The organism is Sediminibacterium sp. FW305-C-269 (genome assembly GCF_058231045.1).
Genome location: NZ_JBIQXQ010000003.1, coordinates 540,531 through 564,687 on the forward strand (window position 1 = coordinate 540,531; position 24,157 = coordinate 564,687).

Below are 24,157 nucleotides of genomic sequence, written 5' to 3' on the forward strand. Positions count from 1 at the left end.
ATGATGAAACGGGCAAGCCATATAGCAATATTGTTGTTTGTTCTGGTACTGACGGGGGGAGATGTTGTTGCGCAGATTGTACAAACCCCCAACGGTATTTTGTTCCAGGCATCTATTACGGATGGGAATGGTAATTCAGCTTCCGGAAGGAAAGTGTATATACAGGATGCCATTGTACAAAAAACGCCTAATGGCAAAGTGGTGTACAATGAAACTTTCCAGGTAACTGCATCGGAGCAGGGTTTGGTCACTATCGTGATCGGGCAGGGCACACGTGTTTCAGGTGCAGCTTCCATTGCCGATATCGACTGGTCAGCAGGACCGTATTATTTCAGCGTGAAAGCTGCTGTGGCACCAACATCTTCCGCCATAGGCTGGGACCCCTCGCAGAATTATGCAGACCTGGGGACTTCTCCTTTCTGGGCGGTTCCCTACGCCTTATTTGCTGCGAAAACAGAGGGGATGGACAAGAAACTGAACATTACGGATACAGCTGCTATGCTGAAACCGTATGCGGACAACAGGAATGTTGTTTTTGCAACGGGTATTAACGGACTGGTACCTGCGCCCGGTTCGGTCAGAGGCCGTTACCTGGCAGACAATGGTCAATGGCTGCCTTATCTGGATACCGTTTTGTTACAGAGCAGGATCAACCGGAAACTTGATGCGGCAGATACGGCATCATTGAGCAACCGGATATTTGCCGCACAACAATCCTTGAAAGCGCATCTGGAAGAAACAACTTCCGGTCTGGCAGTCCAGATCAATGCCAAACTGAATACCAGCGATACGGCAAGCCTGAATACAAATATCCGTGAAAAACTGAACCTGACTGATACGGCTTCTATGTTAAGTGGTTATGCTAAATCTGTTCAATCTGTAAAATATTCGGATACTTCATTGATGTTGTCAAACCGGTTGAAGGTGTCCGATACGGCTTCAATGCTGAGTGGTTATGCTAAATCTGTTCAGTCTGTAAAATATTCGGATACTTTATTGATGTTGTCGAATCGTTTGAAGGTATCAGACACGGCTTCGATGCTGAGTGGTTACGCAAAGACTGGTCAGTCAATAAAATATGCTGATACAGCTTTGATGTTAAGTGGTTACGCTAAATCTGTTCAATCCGTAAAATATTCAGATACTTCATTGATGTTGTCAAACCGTTTGAAGGTATCAGATACGGCTTCGATGCTGAGCGGTTATGCTAAATCTGTTCAATCTGTAAAGTATTCAGATACTTCATTGATGTTGTCGAATCGTTTGAAGATATCCGATACGGCTTCAATGCTGAGTGGTTACGCAAAGACTGGTCAGTCAATAAAATATGCTGATACAGCTTTGATGTTAAGTGGTTACGCTAAATCTGTTCAATCCGTAAAATATTCAGATACTTCATTGATGTTGTCAAACCGTTTGAAGGTATCAGATACGGCTTCGATGCTGAGCGGTTATGCTAAATCTGTTCAATCTGTAAAGTATTCAGATACTTCGTTGATGTTGTCAAACCGTTTGAAGATATCCGATACAGCTTCAATGCTGAGTGGTTACGCGAAGACTGGTCAGTCAATAAAATATGCTGATACAGCTTTGATGTTAAGTGGTTATGCTAAATCTGTTCAATCTGTAAAATATTCGGATACTTCATGGATGTTGTCAAGTCGTTTGAAGGTGTCAGATACGGCTTCAATGCTGAGTGGTTATGCGAAGACCGGTCAGTCAATGAAATATGCTGATACAGTTATGATGTTGAGTGGGTATACTAAATCTGTTCAATCTGTAAAATATTCAGATACTTCATTGATGTTGTCGAATCGTTTGAAGATATCCGATACGGCTTCGATGCTGAGTGGTTATGCGAAGGCTGGCCAAACAATAAAATATGCTGATACAGCTTTGATGTTAAGTGGTTATGCTAAAACCGGTCTGTCTGTAAAATATGCTGATACCGCCTCAATGCTGTCGAATCGTTTGAAGGTGTCTGATACGGCTTCCATGTTGAGTGGTTATGTTAGGAATAGTCAATCAATGAAATATGCAGATACTGCTTTAATGTTAAGTGGGTATGCTAAAACCGGTCTGTCTGTAAAGTATGCAGATACTTCGTTGATGTTGTCGAATCGTTTAAAGGTATCCGATACGACTTCGATGCTGAGTGGTTACGCAAAGACCGTTCAGTCAATGAAATATGCTGATACTGCTTTAATGTTAAGTGGTTATGCTAAAACCGATCAGTCTGTAAAATATGCTGATACTGTCTCAATGCTGTCGAACCGTTTAAAGGTATCCGATACGACTTCGATGTTGAGTGGTTACGCAAGGAATGGCCAGTCAATGAAATATGCAGATACTGCTTTGATGTTAAGCAGTTATGCTAAATCTGCTCTGTCTGTAAAATATGCTGATACTGCGTTGATGTTGTCGAATCGTTTAAAGGTCTCCGATACGACTTCGATGCTGAGTGGTTACGCAAGGAATGGCCAATCAATGAAATATGCTGATACTGCTTTGATGTTAAGCAGTTATGCTAAATCTGCTCTGTCTGTAAAATATGCTGATACTGCGTTGATGTTGTCAAATCGTTTAAAGGTATCCGATACGACTTCGATGCTGAGTGGTTACGCAAAGACCGTTCAGTCAATGAAATATGCTGATACTGCTTTAATGTTAAGTGGTTATGCTAAAACCGATCAGTCTGTAAAATATGCTGATACTGCGTTGATACTGTCGAATCGTTTGAAGGTATCCGATACGACTTCGATGCTGAGTGGTTACGCAAAGACCGTTCAGTCAATGAAATATGCTGATACTGCTTTAATGTTAAGTGGTTATGCCAAAATCAGTCAGTCAGTGAAATACGCGGATACCGCGGCCATGTTACAGGCCAAAGCCCCAATATTTTCTCCTGCTTTTGCGGGATCACCCACTGCACCAACACCCGGAGCAGGTTCCAACAATTCCCAGTTAGCTACCACCGCTTATGCAGATGCTGCTGTAGCTGCAGCCACACCTGCGGGCACTTCCCTTACCGGTTCTACACTTGCTGCCAATATCACTAAGTCCTCTCTAACATCCCTGGGTACATTGAACGCCTTGTCTGTATCCGGAGAGGCAACGGTTACAGGGACCCTTCTGGCTGAAGGGGGACTGAACACTTCGGCTTCTCCGTCAGCCATGGGGATCGGTTATACATCTAATGGGGCAGTGGCCATGCAGAACACCAGTAAGTCCAGATCGATCACCATCAATGCCTATTCTGGTCGTATTACTACCGACAATGCCAGAATGAATGTAGGTGCAAATGTTTCTTTTGTTGTCAATAATTCGGTTGTCAAGGACAAGGATGTACCTTTTGTTGCAATTGCTTCCGGCGGTGGACCAGGCCGATACCAGGTTCAGGTAGATGCTGTTGCCAATGGTTCTTTTACCATTACCATCTATAATACCAGTGGTAATAATATTTCGGACAACCTGGTACTGAACTTTGTCATTTTCAGGGGCGATTAATCTTGCCGTACAAATAAGGGGGATATTAAACCTGTTATGTAACCGCTGTGAACGTATTTTTGCATATTGTTCTGAAATGACTACTTTTATTAAGGACTCAGAACAGTCGATGTTATGCGCCATTTACAGGATTATGAGGATGATTGTTTGATTCCCCTTATTATAGAAGGAGACAGGACCGCATTTGAAGAAGTCTACCATCGTTACCATATTCCCCTTTTTCAGAATATTCTTCGTTTGACCAAGGACAGTTCCGCTGCTGAAGACCTGGTTCAGGACTGTTTTATCAGTTTCTGGCAAAAAAGGGATCGTATCCGTAAAGGTAAATCCCTGGCAGGCTGGTTATTTGTGATCAGTTACCATCATTCCGTGAACTGGTTGAAACGCAGACTGGTAGATGCCAAAGCCCGGCAGAACCTGTCCCTGTCAGTGGTAGATGCTGATCCGCTGCCGGATTATGACCGACAGATGGAACTACTGGAACAGGCCATACAGTTGTTATCTCCACAGAAAAGACGGGTTTTTGAATTGTGTAAACTCCGGGGACGTACTTACCAGGAAACTGCCCGTGAAATGAATATTTCTGGTCATACTGTGAAAGAATACCTTTCCGGTGCCATGCAGGTAGTGCGGGAGTACGCTGTTTCTCACCCCGAATATACCATGCTGCTTCCCCTGATCTGGATGCTGTTTTCCTGAAAAAAAATTATTTCTTACCCCCCCCGATAGGGTAGTGTGTTTGTATTTATGAGACAAACGCTTGCCCGGTGCCGACCAAACGCTTTCAACCTGAAGAGTTATTGAACAGGTCTTCTCTAACCGAAGAGGAGCTTCGCCTGTTATTACAATACCTGCAACAAGCAGATTCTCCCATCCTTCGAAATCTGTTACTCGAAAAATTTGCAGACGATATTTCTGCAGCCGGTTCTGTGGAATTACCCGGGAATCTATCTGCAAAAATGCTGGAAAACATCAGGCTGGCGACCGATCCGGAGCAGGCGCCTGTTCAAAGCCGTTTTTGGCGGCCTGCAAAAGTGGCGGCTGCAGCCGTTATCCTATTGCTGGCATCTGCTGTTTTCTGGTTTCTCCGTCCTGACAAACAACCTGAGCCTTCGCTGGCGGCACTACAGAGCCATAGGACAGATGTGGCCGCACCATCCGGTAGCAGGGCAACCATTACTCTGGCCAATGGACAGCAGATCGTGATCGACAGTAACCAGAGTGGTACACTTGCCAGTGAAGGGGCTGTACAGATCGAGCGGGCTGCTGATGGAACCATTGCTTATCATGGTTCTGCCACAGAAACCGTATATAATACCCTGTTCAATCCAAGAGGAAGCAAACCCGTATCGCTCACCCTGAGTGATGGCAGTAGGGTATGGCTGAACAGTGAAAGTTCGCTCAAGTATCCCACTGCATTCAACGGAAAGGTTCGACCAGTGGAAATAACTGGTGAAGCTTATTTTGAAGTGGCCAGGAATCCTGCGATGCCTTTCCGCGTTTCCGTTGCGGGTAAAGGAACTGTGGAAGTGTTGGGCACACATTTCAATATCAACAGCTACGGGGATGAAACACATACGCATGTGACCTTACTGGAGGGAAGTGTACGTGTTGAATTGCCTGAAAGTCAGCCTGTGGTGATCCAGCCCGGGCAACAGGCATTTTATGCCAATGGCCTTCAGCAGGGCGCTGGTATCTCGGTAAGGAACGGGGTAGACCTGGCAGCCGTGATGGCCTGGAAGAATGGGTATTTCAATTTCGATCATGCTGATCTGTACCAGGTTATGCGACAACTGGCCAGGTGGTACAATATTCAGGTGAAATATGAGGGGAAAATACCCCATAGGGTCTTTGGTGGTGATATGCAGCGGGACCTGAACCTGTCTGAAGTGCTGAAACTGCTGGAAAAGAACAATGTGCATTTCAGGATCGAGAACGAACAGCTTTTTGTAAGACCTTAAAAAACAACTATGATATAAACAAGACGAATCATACGGTATAAAAAAGCCGCCCCGACTGCAATCAGGACGGCCATTCAGATTACCGGTGAATTTACTGTCGAGGCAAATCTTTCCATAACCCAAACATTGCTAATGTATGAAAATTAATGCGGAAAACCGGTGTTCAGCGCCGGTGGCAAGGGCTGCAACCGCCCCTGTATCTGCCCGGCTGGGAATTCCGGATTCCCCCGTCGGCGAACGATCTAAAATTTTACTTATCATGAAACTGACAACCCTGCTGCTTTTAGCGGCTGTTCTCCAGGTGTCGGCCAGAACAACTGCCCAAACGGTATCTATTTCCGGCAAGGAAATGCCCTTGGTGAAAGTGTTTGAAAGTATCAAATCTCAAACAGGTTTCGTGTTTTTCTACGATGCGGTATTGCTGCAGCAGGGAAAACCTGTGAGCCTGAAAGTAAAGAACCAGCCTCTGACGGATGTGCTGCAGCAGGTATTCAGCGATCAGCCATTGTCATGGAGCATCGTGAACAAGACGATTACCATTACCCCCAGACCCATCGAGGCAGCACCTGCAGAGAAAGCAGTGGAAGCCGTTATGGCCAATGTGGTAAAGGGTAAAGTAGTAGACGCAAATGGTTCGCCCCTGGCTGGTGCCAGTGTGCTGATCAAAGGAACCAATAAAGGCGTGAAAGCAGAAGCCGATGGAAGTTTTTCTATTGACGTGACTGCTGATGCTACCCTGGTGATCTCTTATGTTGGCTATGAGACCAGCGAGATAAAAGTGGGTAACCAGAATAATCTTACCATACGACTGAAACAAGCTGTGGTATTGATAGACCAGGCCGTTGTAGTGGTTGGTTATGGTACCCAGCGTAAAAAAGACCTTACCGGAACCATTTCTACCGTAAAAGGGGAAGCGGTAGCTAAAATGCCGGGTACTAACCCCGTGTCTTCCTTGCAGGGTAAAGTGGCCGGTCTCACCATTGCCAACTCCGGAAGGGCAGGAGCCAGTCCGGTGGTTCGTATCCGTGGTATCAACAGTACCAACAGTGCCAACCCGGTATATGTGGTGGATGGTATTTTACATGATAATATCGATTTTCTGAATCCTTCTGATATTGAAACCATCGACGTATTGCGTGATCCTTCCTCCATCGCCATCTACGGTCTTCGTGGCGCCAATGGTGTGATCGCTATCACTTCCAAGAAAGCCAACAGGGGAGAAACCCGTGTGAACTTTCAGAGTACTGTGGGTATCCAGAAAGTGAACGATCGCATCAAAGTTGCTGATGCAGCAGGTTTTAAAAAATTATACAATGCCCAGCTGGCCAATTTGGGTGCTGCGGCATTTGACTATACCAACTATACGGCCAATACCGACTGGCAGAGCCTGATCCTGCGTGATGCGGTGATGACATCCAACAACCTCAGCATCGCCAATAATGCTGAAAAGAGCAGTACATATCTGAATGTGGGGTATACCAACCAGGACGGTGTGCTGCGTAACGATAACTACAAACGTTATCTCGCCCGCCTGAACGAGGAGATCCGTTTCTCAGATAAGATCAAGGTTGGCGCTGAAGTAACCGGTTATCACTGGATCAGCAATCCGCCATCTGCTTCTATCAGTAATGCATTATGGGCTGCTCCCATAGTGGATGTGCAGAAAGACCAGAGTACCTATTACAGCATGCCCTCTTTCCAGCGTGCGCAGGTGGGTAACCCTGTGGCTGCCCTGAACAGGGGTAACGGAACCAGTATTGACAAAGGTTTCCGCGTGATCGGTAATATCTACGGTGAGATCAAGTTTGCCAAATATTTTACCTGGCGTTCAACGTTTTATGCTGACCTTGGTTTCAATACCGGAAGAGGTTTCAACAGGCTGCCTTATACATTCATCAACCTGGGTGAAGGGGCAACGCCCACAACAACCACTTACGATAATTCTGTAAGGACTTCAGTTTCACAAAACCAGAGCGAATCCAAGCGTTACCAGCAGGATCATACCCTGAATTTTACCAAAAATTTCAATGGTAAACATTCACTGACCGCACTGGCCGGTTTTACATCTATCTATAGTTACAGTTCTTATATCAATGGAACCAGAAGGGATACTTCTGTGAACATCAACGATAGTCCGGATTTCTGGTATCTCGGTGTTTCCAATGCCAATAACCCCGGCAATTTTGATGGCGGTGGTGGCGAAAGTTCCATTGCCGGTTATTTTGGAAGGGTAAGTTATTCATACCTCGGCAAATACCTGTTGAATGCAACCGTAAGAAGAGACGGAAGTTCCAAATTCGCTCCCAGAAACCGCTGGGGTACTTTTGGTAGCGTAGGATTGGGCTGGATCGCCAGCGACGAAAGTTTCTTCCGTAAGATCAAGGGTATTGATTTCCTGAAGATCCGTGGTGCATGGGGTTTGACGGGTAATGCCAACGGTTTTGCCGATAACCTGTATAAACCCGGTATTTCCAATGCTTCTACTGCTGTGTTTGGAGATAACGTGTACAGCTCTATACAGGCCGCTTATATTCCTGATCCCAACCTGCACTGGGAAACCGTGAAAGGTATCGATCTCGGATTTGACCTGCGTACACTGAACAACCGTATGAATGTTGAGTTTACCTGGTATAACAGAACCACTTCTGATATCCTTACCGCAGTGGCACTGCCCAACGACAGCAGAAGCTACTTCACCAACCTCGGACAGATCACCAACAAAGGGATCGAAGTATCACTTGGATGGAACGATAAAATAGGCAAGGACCTTACCTATGGCGCATCAGTGAACTTCAGTTACAACCAGAACGTGGTGAACTCCATCGGTAATAACTTCAATTTCTCCATCATCGGAAACGGTGGCGCCAACCTGACCACTACCGGACAGTCTATCGGTTATTTCTATGGCTACAGGCAGGTAGGTATCTACCAGTCTTCTGCTGATATGGCCAAAACAGCCACCTTCTCCAACTCACTGCCGGGCGATATCGCTTATGCAGATGTGAATGGAGATGGTATCATTTCACCTGCTGATCGTGGTTATATCGGTACACCATTTCCTCCCTACAGCTTTGGTGGAAATTTCACACTGGGCTACAAAGGTTTTGATGTGGAACTGGATGTGCAGGGAATGGCTGGTCATAAGATCTATGCGCAACGCCGCACTTCCACTTTTGCGGTGCTGAACTATGAAGTGAACCGTTTGAATGCCTACACTACCCCCGGTTCTTCCAATATCGAACCCATTCTGGACAATACCAGGGGTAATAACTTCCTGATGAGTACCTATTACCTGGAGCCGGGTGATTATTTCCGTATCCGCAATTTCCAGATCGGGTACACATTCAGCCAGGGATTCCTGTCTAAAGCAGGTATTAAAAAAGCAAGGGTGTTTGTTAACGGCCAGAACCTGAAAACATGGAGTAAGGTAACCGGTTATTCACCGGAGCCCATCATTGGTTCTATCCTGGGTGGTGGAGCTGACAATGGTTCTTATCCTGTACCGGCCGTGTATTCTTTCGGTCTTAACCTGACTTTTTAAACCTGTCAAAACATGTATACAATGAAAAAGATAAATACATTCTTACCTGCGGTGCTGCTGCTGGCCTTTGTGTCTGTGCTGTTGACGCTGACAGGTTGTAAAAAAGACTTCCTGGATACACAACGCCAGGGAGCATATGATGCAGATAACTATCCTTACCCCGGAGGTTCCGGTCCTTATGACCAGTTCATTTTCGGTGCTTATAATGATCTCAGAAGTTTTAACGTACACAGCCAGGCTTTCATCACGGCTACCAGCATCCGAAGTGATGATGCGGATAAAGGCAGTACACCGGCAGATGGTGGTGCCAACGCCATTGATATGGATAATTTTCCGGTTACGCCCAGTAATGGTTTTGCCAATACTTTGTGGCTGGGCTATTATAGCCTGATCAACAAGTGTAACACAACCATCAAGGAAGTGAATACCAATACTACGATTACGGCCACAGACGCTGTTAAAGCGCAGACGATCGGTGAAGCAAAATTCCTGAGAGGGTATGCTTATTTCATGATGGTCCGTTTGTTCGCAAATGTTCCGATTATTGATACCGTATTCGATAATCCCGCTGCACAGAATAACGTACCGCAAAGTACCGCGGCACAGGTATATGCGTTCATTGAAAAGGACCTGACCTATGCGGCCGGCAACTTACCATTGGTATGGGACAGCAAATTCGTAGGTCGTGCCACCAGTGGTGCAGCCAATGGTTTGCTTGCCAAAGTGTACCTGACCCAGCAGAAATGGGCGCTGGCGATGAATGCAGCTAACCTGGTGATAAAATCAGGCCAGTATGACCTGTCTACCTCTTTCGACAAGGTATTCCGTGAAGAAGGGGAGAACAGTAAGGAATCTGTATTTGAAGTGCAGGCAACTGCCAATGCCTCTTTTCCAACCAGCAATGGGGTACAGTATGCGCAGATACAGGGTGTGAGAGGATCCGGAGTGTTTGACCTGGGATGGGGCTGGAATACGCCCAGCACACAGCTGGAAGCGGCTTTCGAGGCCAATGACCCCCGCAAGAACCGTACGATCCTGTATACCAGTACGGCTACTACTACGTACCAGACTTTGTATGGTGAAACACTGCCGGTAGGTTTACCCAATCCGCGTTACAATAACAAAGTGTACACCAATCCGGCACTGCGTGCTTCTATTGGTAACCGTTTTGGTTACTGGATGAACATCCGTATCCTGCGTTATGCAGATGTGGTACTGATGTATGCCGAAGCAGCCAATGAACTGGGTGGAACGGATAATATCACAGCCGCCAGAACCGCACTGAACTCTGTACGTCTGCGTGCAAGGAATGGGGTGGCTGGTATCTTACCCGATGTTACCACTATCGACCAGGCAACATTACGCGATGCTATCCGCCGCGAGCGCCGTTCTGAACTGGCTATGGAGCACGACCGATTCTTTGATATTGTTCGCTGGGGAGTTGCACAAACAGTGCTGAATGCTGCTGGTAAGAACAATTTCATCAACAGCAGGGATGTATTACTGCCGATACCGCAAACGCAGATCGACCTGAGTGCGGGTGTGCTGAAGCAGAATCCCGGTTATTAATCATTGACCATTAACCTACTAACATGAAATACGATCACAAACATATACCACTACGGGAAAGCATGATGGTCATGTTCTTCCTCGTTATACTGGCAGCATCCTGCACCAAGGATGGTAACCCCAATAACCTGCCTTCTGTAAGCACAGCTGCTTATGATGGCAAGATTGACGGGTACAGCAGCTCCAATGAAGTGTTCCCCGAGAACCTGATTGCCTATTGGAGTTTTGATGATACCAAGAACGAACTGGTGAGTGGCACAGCACCCGGTTCATCCGCTAATGACAGTTATGTGGCGGATGGCGTAAGGGGTAAGGCGCTTAGTCTGGCTGCCGGTTACCTGTATTTTCCCACACAGTTCCAGCGTTTCAAAACCGATTCGCTGAAAAGCTTTACCATCAGTGCCTGGATCAGGATCCTGAACAACGGTTCTAAAAAAACCATGCTGTTCCAGTTGGCGCGTCCGGGTATTTTCACGGGTAATATCAATTTTATCCTGAACACCAATGCGAATCCTGCTACCAATACCAACCTGGTGATACAACCCACTTTCACCACCGTGGGTGGCGGTACACAGGATAACCTGAACAATGCACTGTATCCAACCATCGGTGTCACCAAGTGGACGCATGTATTGCTTACCTATGATGGAAGCAGCGGCGTATTCAATATCTGGGCCGACGGTGTGAAAATAGGTGGATATCCCAACAGGGGTACCGGTAACAACCTCTTCAAATCTTACGAGCCGAGCGAGATCATCATCGGTACCAACTACAATGGTATTCCCGGTAAAACGGTCAGTACCGATGTGAGCTTTGCGCCCATGACCGGGCAGATCGATGAAGTGCGTATATTCAATAAAAGCCTGGGTGATGCTTATATCAAAGCATTGTACAACCTGGGTAAAGCCAACAAATAATCCGGAGCAGAGGCATAACTTTTGGAGTTATGCCTCTGCTTTTAGGGAGTCTTACTAATACGATAACCGTACATGTATGCAACATAAATCCTTTATTCCTGTATTTGTTTGGGTATTGCTGGCACCATTGCTGCTGCAGGCCCAAACGGTAAAACTATCGGCTGAAGATGAAAAGATCTTTACCGATGTACAACACGCCACTTTCCAGTATTTCTGGGATGGGGCAGAACCCAATAGCGGACTGGCCAGGGAACGTTTTCATACAGATAATATGTACCCGCAGAACGATAAGAACACCGTAACCAGTGGTGGCGGTGGTTTTGGTGTGATGGCGATCCTGGTAGGTATGGAAAGAAAATTCATCACGCACGAAGCCGGGGTGAAACGCCTGGAAAAGATCGTACACTTCCTGGAAACCGCAGACCGCTTTCATGGCGCCTGGCCGCACTGGTGGAATGGCGAAACGGGTAAAGTGAAGCCTTTCAGTAAAAAAGACAATGGGGGAGACCTGGTGGAAACTTCTTTTATGATCCAGGGACTGCTTTGCGCAAGGCAATACCTGCAACAGGGAAATGCCTCGGAGAAAGCACTGGCTGCCAGGATCGATACGCTTTGGAAGCAGGTAGAGTTCAACTGGTATACACAGGGTAAAAATATATTGTACTGGCACTGGAGCCCGGAATACAACTGGGATATGAATTTTGGTGTAACCGGTTACAATGAATGTCTCATCATGTACGTGCTGGCCGCCTCGTCACCCACCCATGGCGTGGATCCGAAAGTATACCATGAAGGATGGGCACAGAACGGAAAGATCAAACTGAGTAACACAGGGGAAGCTGATGCACTGCAGTTGCGCCATCACGGCGATACGGTCAATGGAGGACCTTTGTTCTGGTCGCATTACTCTTATCTGGGACTTGATCCGCGTGGATTGAAAGACAGGTACGCCGATTACTGGAAAGAAAATACCAACCATGCCTTACGCAACTACCGCTGGTGTGTGGAGAACCCGAATCATTTCAAAGGGTATGGGCCCGATAGCTGGGGACTCACTTCCAGTTATTCGTTAAGGGGGTATTCAGGACATGCACCTGCTGCCAAGAGAGATCTTGGTGTGATAGCTCCTACTGCGGCACTGTCATCCTTCCCTTATACGCCCAAAGAGTCGATGCAGGCCATGAAACATTGGTACAAAGACCGCAAAGACCAATTATTCGGTGTGTATGGTTTTTATGATGCATTTAGTGAAACGGAGAACTGGTATACGCCCCGTTACCTGGCCATTGACCAGGGACCAATCGTGGTCATGATGGAAAATTACCGCACTGGGCTGCTCTGGAAATTATTCATGAGTTGTCCGGAAGTCAAAAATGGGCTACAGAAACTGGGTTTCTCCAGTCCATATCTCACAAAGAAATAAGGCAGGTACACAACAAGCCATAATGGCCCGGTTAGTAAGCACGGGTTCCATTATATCAGACCGAATGAACCGCATGGGTTGTTTGAAAAAGGTATAGCAATCATTATTGAACACCAGGTCATTCGCACGGCGTCTCTTCGGGGGCGCCGTTTTTTGTTGATGCGCCTCGTGAAGGCCGGAAGTGGCGGGAGGCTTTGGCCTTGGGATAGTGGCAGCTATTTTTTGCCGAAAGAACTCCCTGGCCACATGTGATCCGGCTGTTTGTTGTCATCACGCTTCTAATAGACCTTCATTGATTCCAGCCTGATAATACCTACATCGGTTGTAGTGCCATCCGTTACCTGTACACCGGATTTGGAAGTAGACCGGTAAGGCGGAACTGCTTCAATGGAAAGGTTGTACTCGCCCGGTTTTACATTGCCGATCTCGAAAGATCCGTTTACTACGTTCACGCTGAACGTGTCACTGACAGAGATTGCCTGCACTTTGGCTGCGCCATTGGAGGGCTCTATCTGCCCCTTGATTTTACCGGTGGTGACATCTGTAAAACGAAGCGACAAAACGCCTGCTGTGATGAGGAGAAGGGTCATCATGCCCCATGGAGTTTTTTTCATGATACTGGATTTAGGGTAAAAAATGAAAGAAGCAGAAATAGCCGCAAGTATTATGCCTGTAAGGGAACGTGGCGATTAATCTTTTGTGAATACGCTCGAAAAAAACTTAGCAATCCTTAAACGTTTTTCTGCACAATACTTGCAGGTGATTGTTTTCTAAAATCCAGCTTATGTCAATACCCGATTTCTCTGCAGAACCTTTTCTGGCTGTGCCTGCCAGCGCCTGTAAAATACCCCAGGCTGTAAGACTGAACACGCTTGACAAACAAACACCTATGGAAGTGAGTTTGCTGCTCTGCCATAAACTGGTTCCTGTAGCGCATGCACATTCAGTGATCAGCCGGGAGTCTTATGCAAAGAGACATGGTGCTTCGGAAGAACATATTGCCCGGGTTACAGCATTTGCACATCAGTTCCATTTATCCGTGTCGGCCATATTGCCCGAACAGCGACTCGTAAAACTGCAGGGAAAGATCGTTGACTTTGAAAGGGCGTTCCGGGTATCGCTTTCGCATTACCGGGATTCACGGGGACATGTTTTTTCTGCCAGGTCGGGCGAACTCTACCTGCCTGCATCCTTTCTCGGTTTTGTGGAAGGAGTGTTTGGTCTGGATAACCGACCCATTGCCACACCTAAATTTCTGGTAGCCAAAAAACAGGGGCGTTTTGTGAACCATGAAGCTTCTCCCTATAGTTTCTTTCCGGATCAATTACCTGAGATCTATGGTTTTCCTGCTACAGTAACTGGCGCCAAACAATGCATTGCCATCATTGAACTTGGTGGTGGATACCGCATTGCAGACCTGCGTAGGTATTTTAAAAGCATTGGGCTGCCCGTTCCCGCGGTTAGCGCCGTATCGGTGGATGGTGGCTTCAACGATCCGTCCACGGCCGACAGTGCTGATGTGGAAGTAATGCTGGATATTGAAGTGGCGGGAGCTGTGGCACCTGGTGCAGCTATTGCAGTATATTTTGCGCCGAATACAGAAAAAGGTTTCCTGTCTGCGATCAGTGCGGCTGTTCACGACCAGGTAAACCAACCTTCCATTATTTCCATCAGTTGGGGTTCTGCGGAGCGTAACTGGAGCAAACAGGCATTGCAGGGGTACGACTCCGTTTTTCAAACGGCTGCTTTACTGGGTGTTACGGTTTGTGCGGCATCGGGCGATACAGGTTCCGCCGATGGAGAAATGGATGGCCTGGTGCATGTTGATTTTCCTGCGTCAAGTCCGCATGTCCTGGCATGCGGGGGAACTAGCCTTACCGTATTGGGGACCTCTATTGCCAATGAAGTGGTATGGCATACGAATGACCGCGCCGCTACGGGTGGTGGTGTCAGTGATTTTTTTGCCTTGCCCGATTATCAGCAAAAAGTGGGTGTGCCTGCCTCATTGAATACCGGACATAAAGGACGGGGTATACCCGATGTGGCCGCCAATGCTGATCCGGAAACCGGCTACCGGGTATTGGTGGATGGACAGCAACTTGTGATTGGAGGAACCAGTGCCGTATCACCTTTACTGGCCGGACTGTTTGCAAGGCTTAATGAATTGAAAGGGAAGAAGCTGGGATTCGTACATCCCAAATTGTACAACGGCACCTATCGTTACCGGGACATCACTGTGGGCGACAATATCACCACCTATAACCGGAAGGGTTATGAAGCACAGCCAGGTTGGGATGCCTGTTCCGGACTGGGTGTACTGTCGGGGCTGAAATGAATGATCAGCTACCTATCTTTTCAGTTTGATGAAAGAGGGGTAGGGAAGGTATTTCATCACGGTATCCAACATGCGGGTCAGTATAAAACGTGCCGGTAAGAAGTTGAGCAAAGCTTTTGCATCGTCAATGGCTTCCACGCAAAAACCGGCAGCTGTGCGGTTGGTACCAACCTTGATGGAGATACCTCTTTTACCGATCGCTTTGAACATATCTTCGTCCGTAGCATCATCACCAATGGCAAGGATAAAATCATAAGATTCGTTGGAGAGATAGGGCTCAATGGCTTTTCCCTTATTTACTTCTGTGCTTTTCACTTCCACCACTTTGTTGCCGGCAAGAATGTTCAGCGGCATGTCGGCCACAAAATAACGAAGATGGCTGATGAGTTCATTGGCCCTGTATTCGCCCAGTTCTTTTTCGGCATTCCGGTAATGCCAGGCTAGTGAATGTGATTTTTCTTCCACCAGTGATCCGCTGGTTCTGCCTGTGTAACTGTGTAATATGGGCAATAGTTCCTGTTTCCAGTCGGTTTCTATTTTTGCGGTTTCTTCCCAATCGCCGTTCTCTTTTTTCTGCCACATACCATGTTCTGCGATCATGTGTACCGGTAAATGCCCCAGCCATTTTTCCAGCGTGCTGTGTTGCCTGCCGCTGATGATGGCTACGGTATTTTTTTTATCGGCGCAGAGCTCTTCCAGAATGGCCAGTAAGGCTGCATCGGGAAATGCTGCCATCAGGTTGCTGTAAAACCTGACGAGTGTACCATCGTAATCCAGCAGGATCAGTCTTTTTTTGGATTTGATGTACCGGTTGCGGATGTATGCCTGTGTAAATACGCCGATCTGCCTGGCGGGTCTTTGCTCGGGTTTGTTGGTTACGTCCAGCAAACGTTTCATGAAGATGTCGACCCAGTGATGCACATTATACCTGGACACCAGTTCGCGCATCTGTTTCATGCGTCGGTACTGTTCATCGGGCGACATATGCAGCGCCGTAACCATGGCCTCACAGATCTCAACACTGTTATTAGGGTTTACGATCAGTGCGTCTACCAGCTCTTTGGAGGCGCCAGCCATCTCGCTCAGTATCAGTACGCCATCGTGGTTCACCCTGCTGGCCACGAATTCTTTACAAACCAGGTTCATCCCGTCACGTACCGGTGTTACCAGGCAGATATCCGCCTGCTGGTACAGGGCCGACAAATGTTCCAGCGGGAAAGAGCGGTAAAAATAATTCACCGGCACCCAGCGGTTGGTGCTGAACCTGGCGTTGATGTTGCCGGTGAGTTTATCAATCTCGTTCCTGAGTTCTTTGTACAAAGGAACCATATCCCTTGAGGGTACCACGATCATGTATAGGCTTACCTGTTCCCGGTATTCGGGATGTTGCTGCAACAGCAGATCGAAAGCCTGTAAACGTTGCAGGATACCTTTGCTGTAATCCAATCTGTCAATGGACAGGATGATGCGGATGCCATTGAAATCTTTTCGAAGCTGGCTGAGGTGTTCCTGAACAGAGAGGTGATTGGTGAGTGCTACCAGTTTTTCATCGTCAATACCCATCGGAAATGCTTCGGCCACGATATTCCTTTCCTGGTAACGGATGGTGCTGAAAGTGGACTGCGTATTCAGTAAACGGCTGCAGGCTGATAAAAAATGCCTGGCATCATCGTACGTGTGAAAGCCCACCAGGTTAGCGCCCAGGATACCTTCCAGCAGTTCCGTCCGCCAGGGCAGCAGACGAAACAGCTCGAAGGATGGAAAAGGGATATGCTGGAAAAAGCCGATGATGGCGGCCGGTTTTTCTTTGCGTACCAGGTTGGCCAGTAACAGTAACTGGTAATCATGTATCCAGATGATATCACCCGGCTGGTACAGTTCAAGTAGGGCGGCACAGAATTTTTGATTTACGGCTACATAGGTATCCCAGTACTGGGTATCGTACCTGGCATAAGTTGCCATATAATGAAATACAGGCCAAAGCACTTCGTTCGAGAAGCCTTCGTAATACTGGCTGATCTCGGTAGCAGTCAGGTATACCGGGTATAGTTTTTTTTCTGCCAGCAACTGGTCTATCTCTTTCTGTTCGGCTTCATCTGCTGCACAAATGCCCGGCCATCCCAGCCATAGGGTGTTGTGTTGTGTATAAATGGCTCCCAGTCCCGTAGCAAGCCCGCCCTCACTGGTTTGCAAAGTGAAGGCGGGTGATTCTCCTGTGATCTTAACCGGTAAACGATTCGATACAATAAGAATACGGGGCATAGGCTACGGTATTTTTTACTGCAAGCTGATTTTTCCGATATCTGTTGTTACACCGTTGGTAACGGTGATGTTTGTTAACGTGGTATCCTTATAGCCACCTGCTGCAGCATGTATGGCCACTTTGTATGCGGAACCTGCGGCAATACCCTGCAATAAGAAACGGCCGGTTAAGGTATCCGCCTGTGTGGTAGCCAGGGTATCGGCCTGGTTGGCGATGGCGTACACCCATGCTTTGGATGCGGCAGGATCCACCAATCCTTTGATAGCGCCCGTAGTAGATTCGGTAAAGATGCGGATCACGGGTTTGAGGATATAATTTCCGTTACCCGTTTTCACGATCGATCTGGCTCCATCAAAGTCCATAGTGAAATGGTAATTGATACCAGCCGACAAGGTAGTGTTGATCAGCAATTTTAAACCGCTCTGTTGTGCAGAAGGCGTTTGCAGGGGAAAACTTACGCCATCTACCACCACACTGTTGTTGCTGCCGAGTACCAGCCTCAATTGGCTGACCGGACCGGCAGGTACTGAAAGGCTACCGAGCATGGTGTCAGCACCGTTCCTGTAATCAAGCAGGTTGTAAACGCCGGGTCTTACGAGGTTGATGGATTGCCAGCCGCTATCCGATCCGTCTGCGGTCAGTTTTACCTGTACGTCTTTGATGTCGATGTTCACTGCGTCAAAAAGCCCCGGGGCATCGGTCAGGTGTACATGGATATTGGCTTTGCCGCCGTTTTGTTCGGTAGTGGCGGTCTTCATACAGCTTACCATTGCGACAATAACACCGGTTGTCAGCAAGAGAATTAGCTTCTTCATGGGATATTGGTTTGATGAACCCTATCAAAAACAAATTGTATGCCGTAATGCCGCTCAACAGCCATACAGTTTTTCCCCTTTGTGAATTAGCATTTTATTAATAGGGAAATCTTGTATCGGTAAAAGATTCTTCTACAGGAGGTTGTAGCCATTTGAGGGAATCGGCCCGTTATATCCTGCTATCTTTTTGTGTACGGACCGGTATTTCCGGCCATAGCCGGTCAACCGGATGCCTATCGGAGCAGACCCGAATGAGGATCGGGTCGGACCTGGATCTGGGTAGGATGGGAGTCGGAGGGAGATCGGATAGTCACCGGTTAGTGATTGGATAGCGGACCCTATAACTTAGCTATAAGTTAACTATAAGTTAGCTATAACGTCAGTTCCTTGTAAGGTATCCAGCTGCTGGAAAGTTTTGTGCCATGCTGCATCTGGTAAGATATGATCTGTAAGAAAGCTGCATATGTGGGAAAGGATCCTTATGAATAAAACGCGATTTCCTCCTGTTTTGTAAGGGTTCTTTACAAAATTAGTAAAGTTTTTTGTATATTTGAAAATGATCATTACAGAAAGAGTTTCTGGTAATCCCAAAGATGTTTCCATTGAGTTGGCATCTGAGGAGGATTTCAAACTGCTTACTGTCAGACAGCATGCTTTTAACTGGAAAAAATATAAAGGTGCTGCTGTTTATAAGTTACAATTGGTGGGATCGGATGATATAATCGGTGTAATGTTATTGGAATTCTTTCCTGATGAACAGCGAATTGAAATTGCCCTGTTAGCTGTTTCTGCAGAAAACAAGGGATCCGGAAAGCAGTTTGAAGGAATTGCAGGATGTTTGATCGCATATGCATGTCGCATGGCAGTGCTTCAATATGGTGCCTTAGCCTGTGTATCCTTAACACCTAAGACCAGGCTAAAACCGCACTATATCAAAAAGTATGGTATGCTTGATGCCGGCAGACAGGTATATCTTGATAGCAAACCCCTGATAAATGTAATTAAACAATATTTCCCATGAAACGAAGTACAAAAGGCTTGAGTGATGCGCAAAAAGCGGAAGCTTATATTTATCCGGTAAAGCTAACTGCCTCACAAAAAACAGCAGCGGCTTCCCAGCTGGCAGCAGCGAGAAAAAAAAGCCAGGCAGCCATGTCGGCTACAGATCAGCTTATGGCTCAATTGATGCAACTGCGGTTTCAGCTTGAGGAATATATCAAAGGCGGAGAATTTCACACCGGCAAAACTTTCGGCTACTTCTTAAAAGAATATCTTTCCCTGGGTAACAAGAAGCGAAGAGCATTTGCCGCGGAAATAAATATCCACGAAACGCTATTGAGTCAACTGATCAGTGACCGGCGTGAACCCAGTGAAAGTATCATTATCAGACTGGAACTCCATTCCAACAGGTCTATCCCTGCGGTGTATTGGTATAGGGTCGTAGAAAAAAGAAGAGAATATCTTTTGGTGAATAACCGGCAGCTTCGCAAGCAGGAGGAAAAACATGTAAAACACCGGCTTGAAGTTGCGTTATAACAGGCAGGACTTTGTCTGAAGTTCACTATCAACAAAGGGTATGGCGTTTTGTAGCTGTTTGTTGTATTCCGAAGAATCGAACCTGCACTCCCTTGCGATAACCAGATTTTGAGTCTCATTTACGCATTGATAACCAATGCGCCGCGCGTCTAAAATGACCGCCAAACATGGGCTTTCAATTGCACCCCCCAATTTGTACTCTGGAAGTTCAATGCTCTTAAGTAAAATACACATGATGCTAATAACTTTTAACTTACCTAATGTTTTGATTGTTAATGAATTACTTTTTGTAAATTAAGAGTTGCGTAAAGCATACTGAAATTGGCTGATTTGCGCAACTAATTAAGGATGAGTGCGTATATTTAAGAGTTAGCCGCAATAAGTATGAAACTATCAATCCTATTTTTTGCATTCCTAATTATGCAATCATGCAGCGAGCCGTCAGCTACTCCCACTTTGGCATATTCAAAAAAAGACACAGTCTTAGTTAGCCCCGGAAAGCAGCAAATATTAGTAGACACCGTTGATTATGAAACGGCAACTAAGGCATTTTACCTTGTTGAAATAGCAGAGGGTTACGATTTCGATTCTCTGAATACTATCGCACAAGAAACAGCACTTTTCTTGGGAAGTAAAGTTAATATGCTCGGTCGGCTTTATAAGTCTGGAAAAGGAATAGTTGTTCCTGAAGATTCTGAAGATGAAATGTATCGAGGCGCATATTATCCTAGAAGACCGTTTGATGAACAAAATTTTGTAAGTGTTGAAATGAAACATGCGTATGAAGAAGATTACTCTGATACTATGAAAATGATTGTCTTCAGCAATATATTTGACTCAAAGAAATCGGCCGACAGCATGTGCACGTTACTAAAGTCGAAATTTGCTACTACTCAAGTCATTAAACGAGATCTATTTCTAGGTTGCATGCATTAATACTGCGGCCAACATTGCACAGGCAAGAGTTGGGCTTTAGTCTTTGGCCCATCGGCTGTAGGTTTTCTGATCAGACTTCAGTAATTTGGCTTTAGCTAATCGAGTCTTTAGTGGCCAAGCCAGCGACAGGAACAACTCTCCCCAACCTTCGCCAGTGCGACAACGTTGTGTAAGTCTTCAAAATCAAGTAAGGCTACACTTAAAGAAACTTATTGATAACCAACACTCAAGCCCGCATTTTGTTCCTTAGGCAATGAAATGTGGGCTTGCATTTATAAATCATATTTGTATATTTAGTATATATTTAAAATTGTATCAACTTTCTCATTTATAGTTGATGTCAAATTTGTGTGTACCAAAACTAAATTCCATGGACGAATCCTTTGAGCATTTACATGATATTGATATTTCTGAAGAATATACCAGAAGTTATGAAATTAGATATATAGCTGCTATTCGGCATGAAGGGTTAGCTACATATCGTGTTATTAAAGATAAAGACCGTTGGATTTTGAATAACAAGATTGACGCCCAATTTGTGAAATGGGACGAACAATGGTCTAAGATTGTTTTAAAAAACAAAACTCAGACAGAAAAAGAGAATAATCAAAATTTAGCAGAAGAGCGAACAGAAGAGGCACAAGAGAAGCTTCGAGAGATTGAAAACATTTTATTACATACACTTGATATAGATGATACAGTTGATTGGGATTCTTTGAAAGATAAAAAAAAGTTTGGAGTCCCCAATCCCATAAAACAATTGGGAAGCGCACTAAATAAAGTGCCAGTTCCGCCAGAGCCAATTTATAAGAATATTCCTCCTGAACCTAATTCATTAATATTTCAAGCAAAGCTTTCAATAATTGATAAGTTAATAAAATCACGTGCTCAAAAAAAAATCTTACAGAGTGAATCTCAATATGAAAGTGCAATGATTGCATGGAGGCAACTTGTAAAAAATATTACCGAGTCTAATGCTCAATTGGAAGCTGAATATAAGACCTCGAAGGTAGAATTTGAAAAACAAAAAGAGTTAGTTAAAAATAACTACCTGAAACTAGAGAAAGAATGGGAGTTGCAAAAGGAGCAGTATCAAAAAAATCAGCAAGAACACAATGAAAAGATCGAAAAACTAAAAGAGGACTATTTCAAGAACGACTCAAATGCTGTTTTACAATATTGCGAACTTGTTTTGAATAATTCTGAATATCCAGATACTTTCCCGAAGGACTTTGATCTTGAATACAACTCTGATAATAGGATTTTGATTATAGAATATATTCTACCCGCTCCGGAAAATCTACCCAAGCTTTCCGAGGTGAAATATATTGCTACAAAAAAGGAACTAAAGGAGGTTTATATATCTGATACTCAATTCTCAAAAATGTACGATACTGCCGTATATAACGTTTGTTTGAGATCATTACATGAGATTTTCGAAGCAGATAAGGCTAACGCTATTGACGTTATTGTTTTTAATGGATGGGTGGATACAATAAATAAATCGAATGGGAAAAAGATGAATAATTGTATTGTATCTGTTCAGGCAAGAAAAAGTGAGTTTGTTGAAATACAACTTTCTAATGTTGATCCTAAATCCTGTTTTAAGACTTTGAAAGGTGTAGGTAGCAGTAAACTTATTGGAATTACTGCAGTTCAGCCGTTATTACAAATGAATAAGAATGATAAAAGATTTGTTTCATCGTATGACGTTAGCAATAAAATTAATGAAGGATACAATCTTGCAATAATGGATTGGGAAGATTTTGAGCATCTTATACGGGAACTATTCGAAAAGGAATTCAGCTCAAACGGTGGAGAAGTTAAAGTAACTCAAGCAAGTCGTGATGGCGGCGTCGACGCAGTTGCTTTTGATCCTGACCCTATACGTGGAGGTAAAATAGTTATTCAGGCAAAACGCTATACAAATACAGTCGGAGTGTCCGCCGTAAGAGACCTTTATGGAACAGTAATGAATGAAGGTGCTACGAAGGGAATACTTGTTTCTACAGCTGATTATGGGCCAGATGCATACGAATTTGTGAAAAACAAGCCTTTAACACTTTTGAACGGAAGTAACTTGTTATTCCTTTTAGAAAAACATGGGCAAAAAGCGCGTATTGATTTGGCCGAGGCAAAAAAAATACAATCGGGAAGTAACGATTAAATTTTTGAACTTAAGCCCGGCTTTCTCTTAAAATTCTATGTTATGAAATATCATGAAATTCTTGTTGAAACAAATTTTTCATATTCGCACCTTGAATTAAAGAAAGAAGAGCTCAAACAGAATATTTCCTCTATTGGAGGTGTTGAAAGTGTAGCTTTAAGTCTTGTTCACAAGAATAATCCCAATTCTTTTAAAATTGTTATCTGGCCCATATCTTCACTGTATGATAAGGACGAAATGTTAAAGCAAGTGAGGCTTGTAATAACAAAGACATTTGACCCTAACTTCATTATATCATCTGATTGGATTCAAGAAGAAGCGAGTTAAAGTAACTTATTTGTTCCCCTTAAAATAAAAACTCCTTGCAAATTATTGATTTACAAGGAGTTTAAAATAATCAGGGTGCCCAGAACAGGAATCGAACCTGCACTCCCTTGCGAGAACAAGATTTTGAGTCTAGCGCGTCTACCAGTTCCGCCATCTGGGCCTTGGTTGCGGGTTGCAATATTACAGTATCGGTGCATACCCACCAAATATTTAGCCCCCTGAAACAGACTCCCCCCGAGCCTTTGTGCCTTGGCGTGAAAATATGCCCGCAAAGGCGCGAGGAAGCCTATTGCAGGCCTGCCAGCAGCCTGTCCAGGTATTTCTTGCGGAAATAGTATTCTTTTACTTGCAGCAGCTCTTCCTGGGTAGTAACACCTTCCTGATAATCTGCCACAATTTTTGCCACAGGTTCATAAATCTCGGTTTGAAGTTGTTGAATGGTTTGGGTTAGCCTGTCCTTATCCGCCTGATCCGACAGGTCCATGGCCTGTTCATTCAGTTCCATCATCTCCATCAGGAAATCGGGCGATAACTGGTATTTTTCTTCCTCTTCCAGTAAACCTTTCAGCTGTAACACGTATTTGAGAGTAGCTTCCCGGTTCTGGAATACTTTAAATGCCATGTTTACCTGCGAAGATTTCTCCAGCGCTTCGGCCTGTTCTTCCTCGGTTGACTGCCCGTAAAAATCGGGATGGTATAAGCGGCTCAGCTCATAAAACCTGGCCCGCAGTTTTGCCGGATCGGGCTGCAGGGAAATCGGGAGTTCGTATAGTTCGAAATAGTTCATGGGTGAATGGGCAATGGTGAATCGTGAGTGATGAATAGTGAGTAGTGAGTCGTCAGTAGTGAGTAGGTAGGGG

General features: G+C 45.4%; 17 protein-coding genes and 1 tRNA gene. 13 read left to right on the forward strand and 5 right to left on the reverse strand.

The genetic code is table 11. From position 1 onward, the window contains the following. From ACH3Y6_RS12325 to ACH3Y6_RS12355, 7 genes are all read left to right on the forward strand, one after another. Complete coding sequence (locus tag ACH3Y6_RS12325) at positions 1 to 3,507, forward strand: WD40 repeat domain-containing protein (protein WP_490835918.1); 3,507 nt, start codon at positions 1 to 3, stop codon at positions 3,505 to 3,507. A 114-nt stretch (positions 3,508 to 3,621) separates the two neighbouring features. Beyond that, on the forward strand, positions 3,622 to 4,206 hold the full coding sequence (locus ACH3Y6_RS12330) for an RNA polymerase sigma factor (protein ID WP_490835919.1): 585 nt from the start codon (positions 3,622 to 3,624) through the stop codon (positions 4,204 to 4,206). Between the two features lie 68 nt (positions 4,207 to 4,274). Continuing rightward, complete coding sequence (locus tag ACH3Y6_RS12335; protein WP_490835920.1) at positions 4,275 to 5,468, forward strand: FecR family protein; 1,194 nt, start codon at positions 4,275 to 4,277, stop codon at positions 5,466 to 5,468. A 259-nt stretch (positions 5,469 to 5,727) separates the two neighbouring features. Continuing rightward, positions 5,728 to 9,009, forward strand: a complete 3,282-nt coding sequence (locus ACH3Y6_RS12340; protein ID WP_490835921.1) for a TonB-dependent receptor — start codon at positions 5,728 to 5,730, stop codon at positions 9,007 to 9,009. Positions 9,010 to 9,030: 21 nt separating this feature from the next. Then, positions 9,031 to 10,578 carry a RagB/SusD family nutrient uptake outer membrane protein gene (locus ACH3Y6_RS12345; RefSeq protein WP_490835922.1) on the forward strand — a complete coding sequence of 516 codons (1,548 nt, stop codon included), beginning with the start codon at positions 9,031 to 9,033 and terminating at the stop codon, positions 10,576 to 10,578. Positions 10,579 to 10,601: 23 nt separating this feature from the next. Beyond that, positions 10,602 to 11,495, forward strand: a complete 894-nt coding sequence (locus ACH3Y6_RS12350) for a LamG-like jellyroll fold domain-containing protein (protein WP_490835923.1) — start codon at positions 10,602 to 10,604, stop codon at positions 11,493 to 11,495. 76 nt (positions 11,496 to 11,571) lie between these two features. Further along, a complete protein-coding gene (locus ACH3Y6_RS12355) occupies positions 11,572 to 12,918 on the forward strand; it encodes a glucoamylase family protein (protein WP_490835924.1) in 1,347 nt (448 codons plus the stop codon). Positions 12,919 to 13,196: 278 nt separating this feature from the next. Here the strand turns inward: ACH3Y6_RS12355 and ACH3Y6_RS12360 are convergent, their stop codons facing one another. After that, on the reverse strand, positions 13,197 to 13,532 hold the full coding sequence (locus ACH3Y6_RS12360) for a carboxypeptidase-like regulatory domain-containing protein (protein WP_490835925.1): 336 nt from the start codon (positions 13,530 to 13,532) through the stop codon (positions 13,197 to 13,199). A gap of 170 nt (positions 13,533 to 13,702) precedes the next feature. On the opposite strand from ACH3Y6_RS12360, the gene ACH3Y6_RS12365 reads away from it, so the two are divergent. Continuing rightward, on the forward strand, positions 13,703 to 15,253 hold the full coding sequence (locus ACH3Y6_RS12365; protein ID WP_490835926.1) for a S53 family peptidase: 1,551 nt from the start codon (positions 13,703 to 13,705) through the stop codon (positions 15,251 to 15,253). A 12-nt stretch (positions 15,254 to 15,265) separates the two neighbouring features. Here the strand turns inward: ACH3Y6_RS12365 and ACH3Y6_RS12370 are convergent, their stop codons facing one another. Together ACH3Y6_RS12370 and ACH3Y6_RS12375 are read right to left on the reverse strand one after the other, a co-directional pair. Continuing rightward, positions 15,266 to 17,515 carry a bifunctional alpha,alpha-trehalose-phosphate synthase (UDP-forming)/trehalose-phosphatase gene (locus tag ACH3Y6_RS12370; RefSeq protein WP_490835927.1) on the reverse strand — a complete coding sequence of 750 codons (2,250 nt, stop codon included), beginning with the start codon at positions 17,513 to 17,515 and terminating at the stop codon, positions 15,266 to 15,268. Positions 17,516 to 17,530: 15 nt separating this feature from the next. Further along, positions 17,531 to 18,331 (reverse strand): DUF4382 domain-containing protein, encoded by an 801-nt coding sequence (locus ACH3Y6_RS12375; RefSeq protein ID WP_490835928.1) that lies wholly within the window; start codon positions 18,329 to 18,331, stop codon positions 17,531 to 17,533. Positions 18,332 to 18,881: 550 nt separating this feature from the next. On the opposite strand from ACH3Y6_RS12375, the gene ACH3Y6_RS12380 reads away from it, so the two are divergent. The 5 genes from ACH3Y6_RS12380 (at position 18,882) to ACH3Y6_RS12400 (ending at position 23,297) form a co-directional block, all read left to right on the forward strand. Further along, the gene (locus ACH3Y6_RS12380) at positions 18,882 to 19,352 is read left to right on the forward strand and encodes a hypothetical protein (RefSeq protein ID WP_490835929.1); all 471 of its coding nucleotides are present in this window, start codon (positions 18,882 to 18,884) and stop codon (positions 19,350 to 19,352) included. Further along, complete coding sequence (locus tag ACH3Y6_RS12385; RefSeq protein ID WP_490835930.1) at positions 19,349 to 19,867, forward strand: hypothetical protein; 519 nt, start codon at positions 19,349 to 19,351, stop codon at positions 19,865 to 19,867. Before ACH3Y6_RS12380 ends, ACH3Y6_RS12385 begins: the two co-directional genes overlap by 4 nt. A gap of 384 nt (positions 19,868 to 20,251) precedes the next feature. Beyond that, positions 20,252 to 20,803 carry a hypothetical protein gene (locus tag ACH3Y6_RS12390; protein ID WP_490835931.1) on the forward strand — a complete coding sequence of 184 codons (552 nt, stop codon included), beginning with the start codon at positions 20,252 to 20,254 and terminating at the stop codon, positions 20,801 to 20,803. Between the two features lie 370 nt (positions 20,804 to 21,173). Then, positions 21,174 to 22,970, forward strand: coding sequence for a restriction endonuclease (locus tag ACH3Y6_RS12395; protein WP_490835932.1), 1,797 nt, complete (start codon positions 21,174 to 21,176; stop codon positions 22,968 to 22,970). Positions 22,971 to 23,012: 42 nt separating this feature from the next. Then, entirely contained in the window at positions 23,013 to 23,297 is a 285-nt protein-coding gene (locus ACH3Y6_RS12400) for a hypothetical protein (protein WP_490835933.1), read from the forward strand. Between the two features lie 76 nt (positions 23,298 to 23,373). Here the strand turns inward: ACH3Y6_RS12400 and ACH3Y6_RS12405 are convergent. Further along, positions 23,374 to 23,457, reverse strand: a tRNA-Leu gene (locus ACH3Y6_RS12405). A 126-nt stretch (positions 23,458 to 23,583) separates the two neighbouring features. Beyond that, positions 23,584 to 24,084: a Fe-S protein assembly co-chaperone HscB gene (gene hscB / locus ACH3Y6_RS12410; protein WP_490835934.1), complete on the reverse strand. Its 501-nt coding sequence runs from the start codon at positions 24,082 to 24,084 to the stop codon at positions 23,584 to 23,586. Between the last annotated feature and the right edge of the window lie 73 nt (positions 24,085 to 24,157).

What these genes read in the sequence shown, in the direction of transcription:
- ACH3Y6_RS12400 (WP_490835933.1), top strand. Translation starts at nt 23,013, where the DNA reads ATGAAATATCATGAAATTCTTGTTGAAACAAATTTTTCATATTCGCAC.
- ACH3Y6_RS12325 (WP_490835918.1), top strand. Translation starts at nt 1, where the DNA reads ATGATGAAACGGGCAAGCCATATAGCAATATTGTTGTTTGTTCTGGTA.
- ACH3Y6_RS12375 (WP_490835928.1), bottom strand. Translation starts at nt 18,331, where the DNA reads ATGAAGAAGCTAATTCTCTTGCTGACAACCGGTGTTATTGTCGCAATG.
- hscB (WP_490835934.1), bottom strand. Translation starts at nt 24,084, where the DNA reads ATGAACTATTTCGAACTATACGAACTCCCGATTTCCCTGCAGCCCGAT.
- ACH3Y6_RS12360 (WP_490835925.1), bottom strand. Translation starts at nt 13,532, where the DNA reads ATGAAAAAAACTCCATGGGGCATGATGACCCTTCTCCTCATCACAGCA.
- ACH3Y6_RS12345 (WP_490835922.1), top strand. Translation starts at nt 9,031, where the DNA reads ATGAAAAAGATAAATACATTCTTACCTGCGGTGCTGCTGCTGGCCTTT.
- ACH3Y6_RS12395 (WP_490835932.1), top strand. Translation starts at nt 21,174, where the DNA reads ATGGACGAATCCTTTGAGCATTTACATGATATTGATATTTCTGAAGAA.
- ACH3Y6_RS12365 (WP_490835926.1), top strand. Translation starts at nt 13,703, where the DNA reads ATGTCAATACCCGATTTCTCTGCAGAACCTTTTCTGGCTGTGCCTGCC.
- ACH3Y6_RS12355 (WP_490835924.1), top strand. Translation starts at nt 11,572, where the DNA reads ATGCAACATAAATCCTTTATTCCTGTATTTGTTTGGGTATTGCTGGCA.
- ACH3Y6_RS12350 (WP_490835923.1), top strand. Translation starts at nt 10,602, where the DNA reads ATGAAATACGATCACAAACATATACCACTACGGGAAAGCATGATGGTC.
- ACH3Y6_RS12330 (WP_490835919.1), top strand. Translation starts at nt 3,622, where the DNA reads ATGCGCCATTTACAGGATTATGAGGATGATTGTTTGATTCCCCTTATT.
- ACH3Y6_RS12340 (WP_490835921.1), top strand. Translation starts at nt 5,728, where the DNA reads ATGAAACTGACAACCCTGCTGCTTTTAGCGGCTGTTCTCCAGGTGTCG.
- ACH3Y6_RS12370 (WP_490835927.1), bottom strand. Translation starts at nt 17,515, where the DNA reads ATGCCCCGTATTCTTATTGTATCGAATCGTTTACCGGTTAAGATCACA.
- ACH3Y6_RS12390 (WP_490835931.1), top strand. Translation starts at nt 20,252, where the DNA reads ATGAAACTATCAATCCTATTTTTTGCATTCCTAATTATGCAATCATGC.
- ACH3Y6_RS12385 (WP_490835930.1), top strand. Translation starts at nt 19,349, where the DNA reads ATGAAACGAAGTACAAAAGGCTTGAGTGATGCGCAAAAAGCGGAAGCT.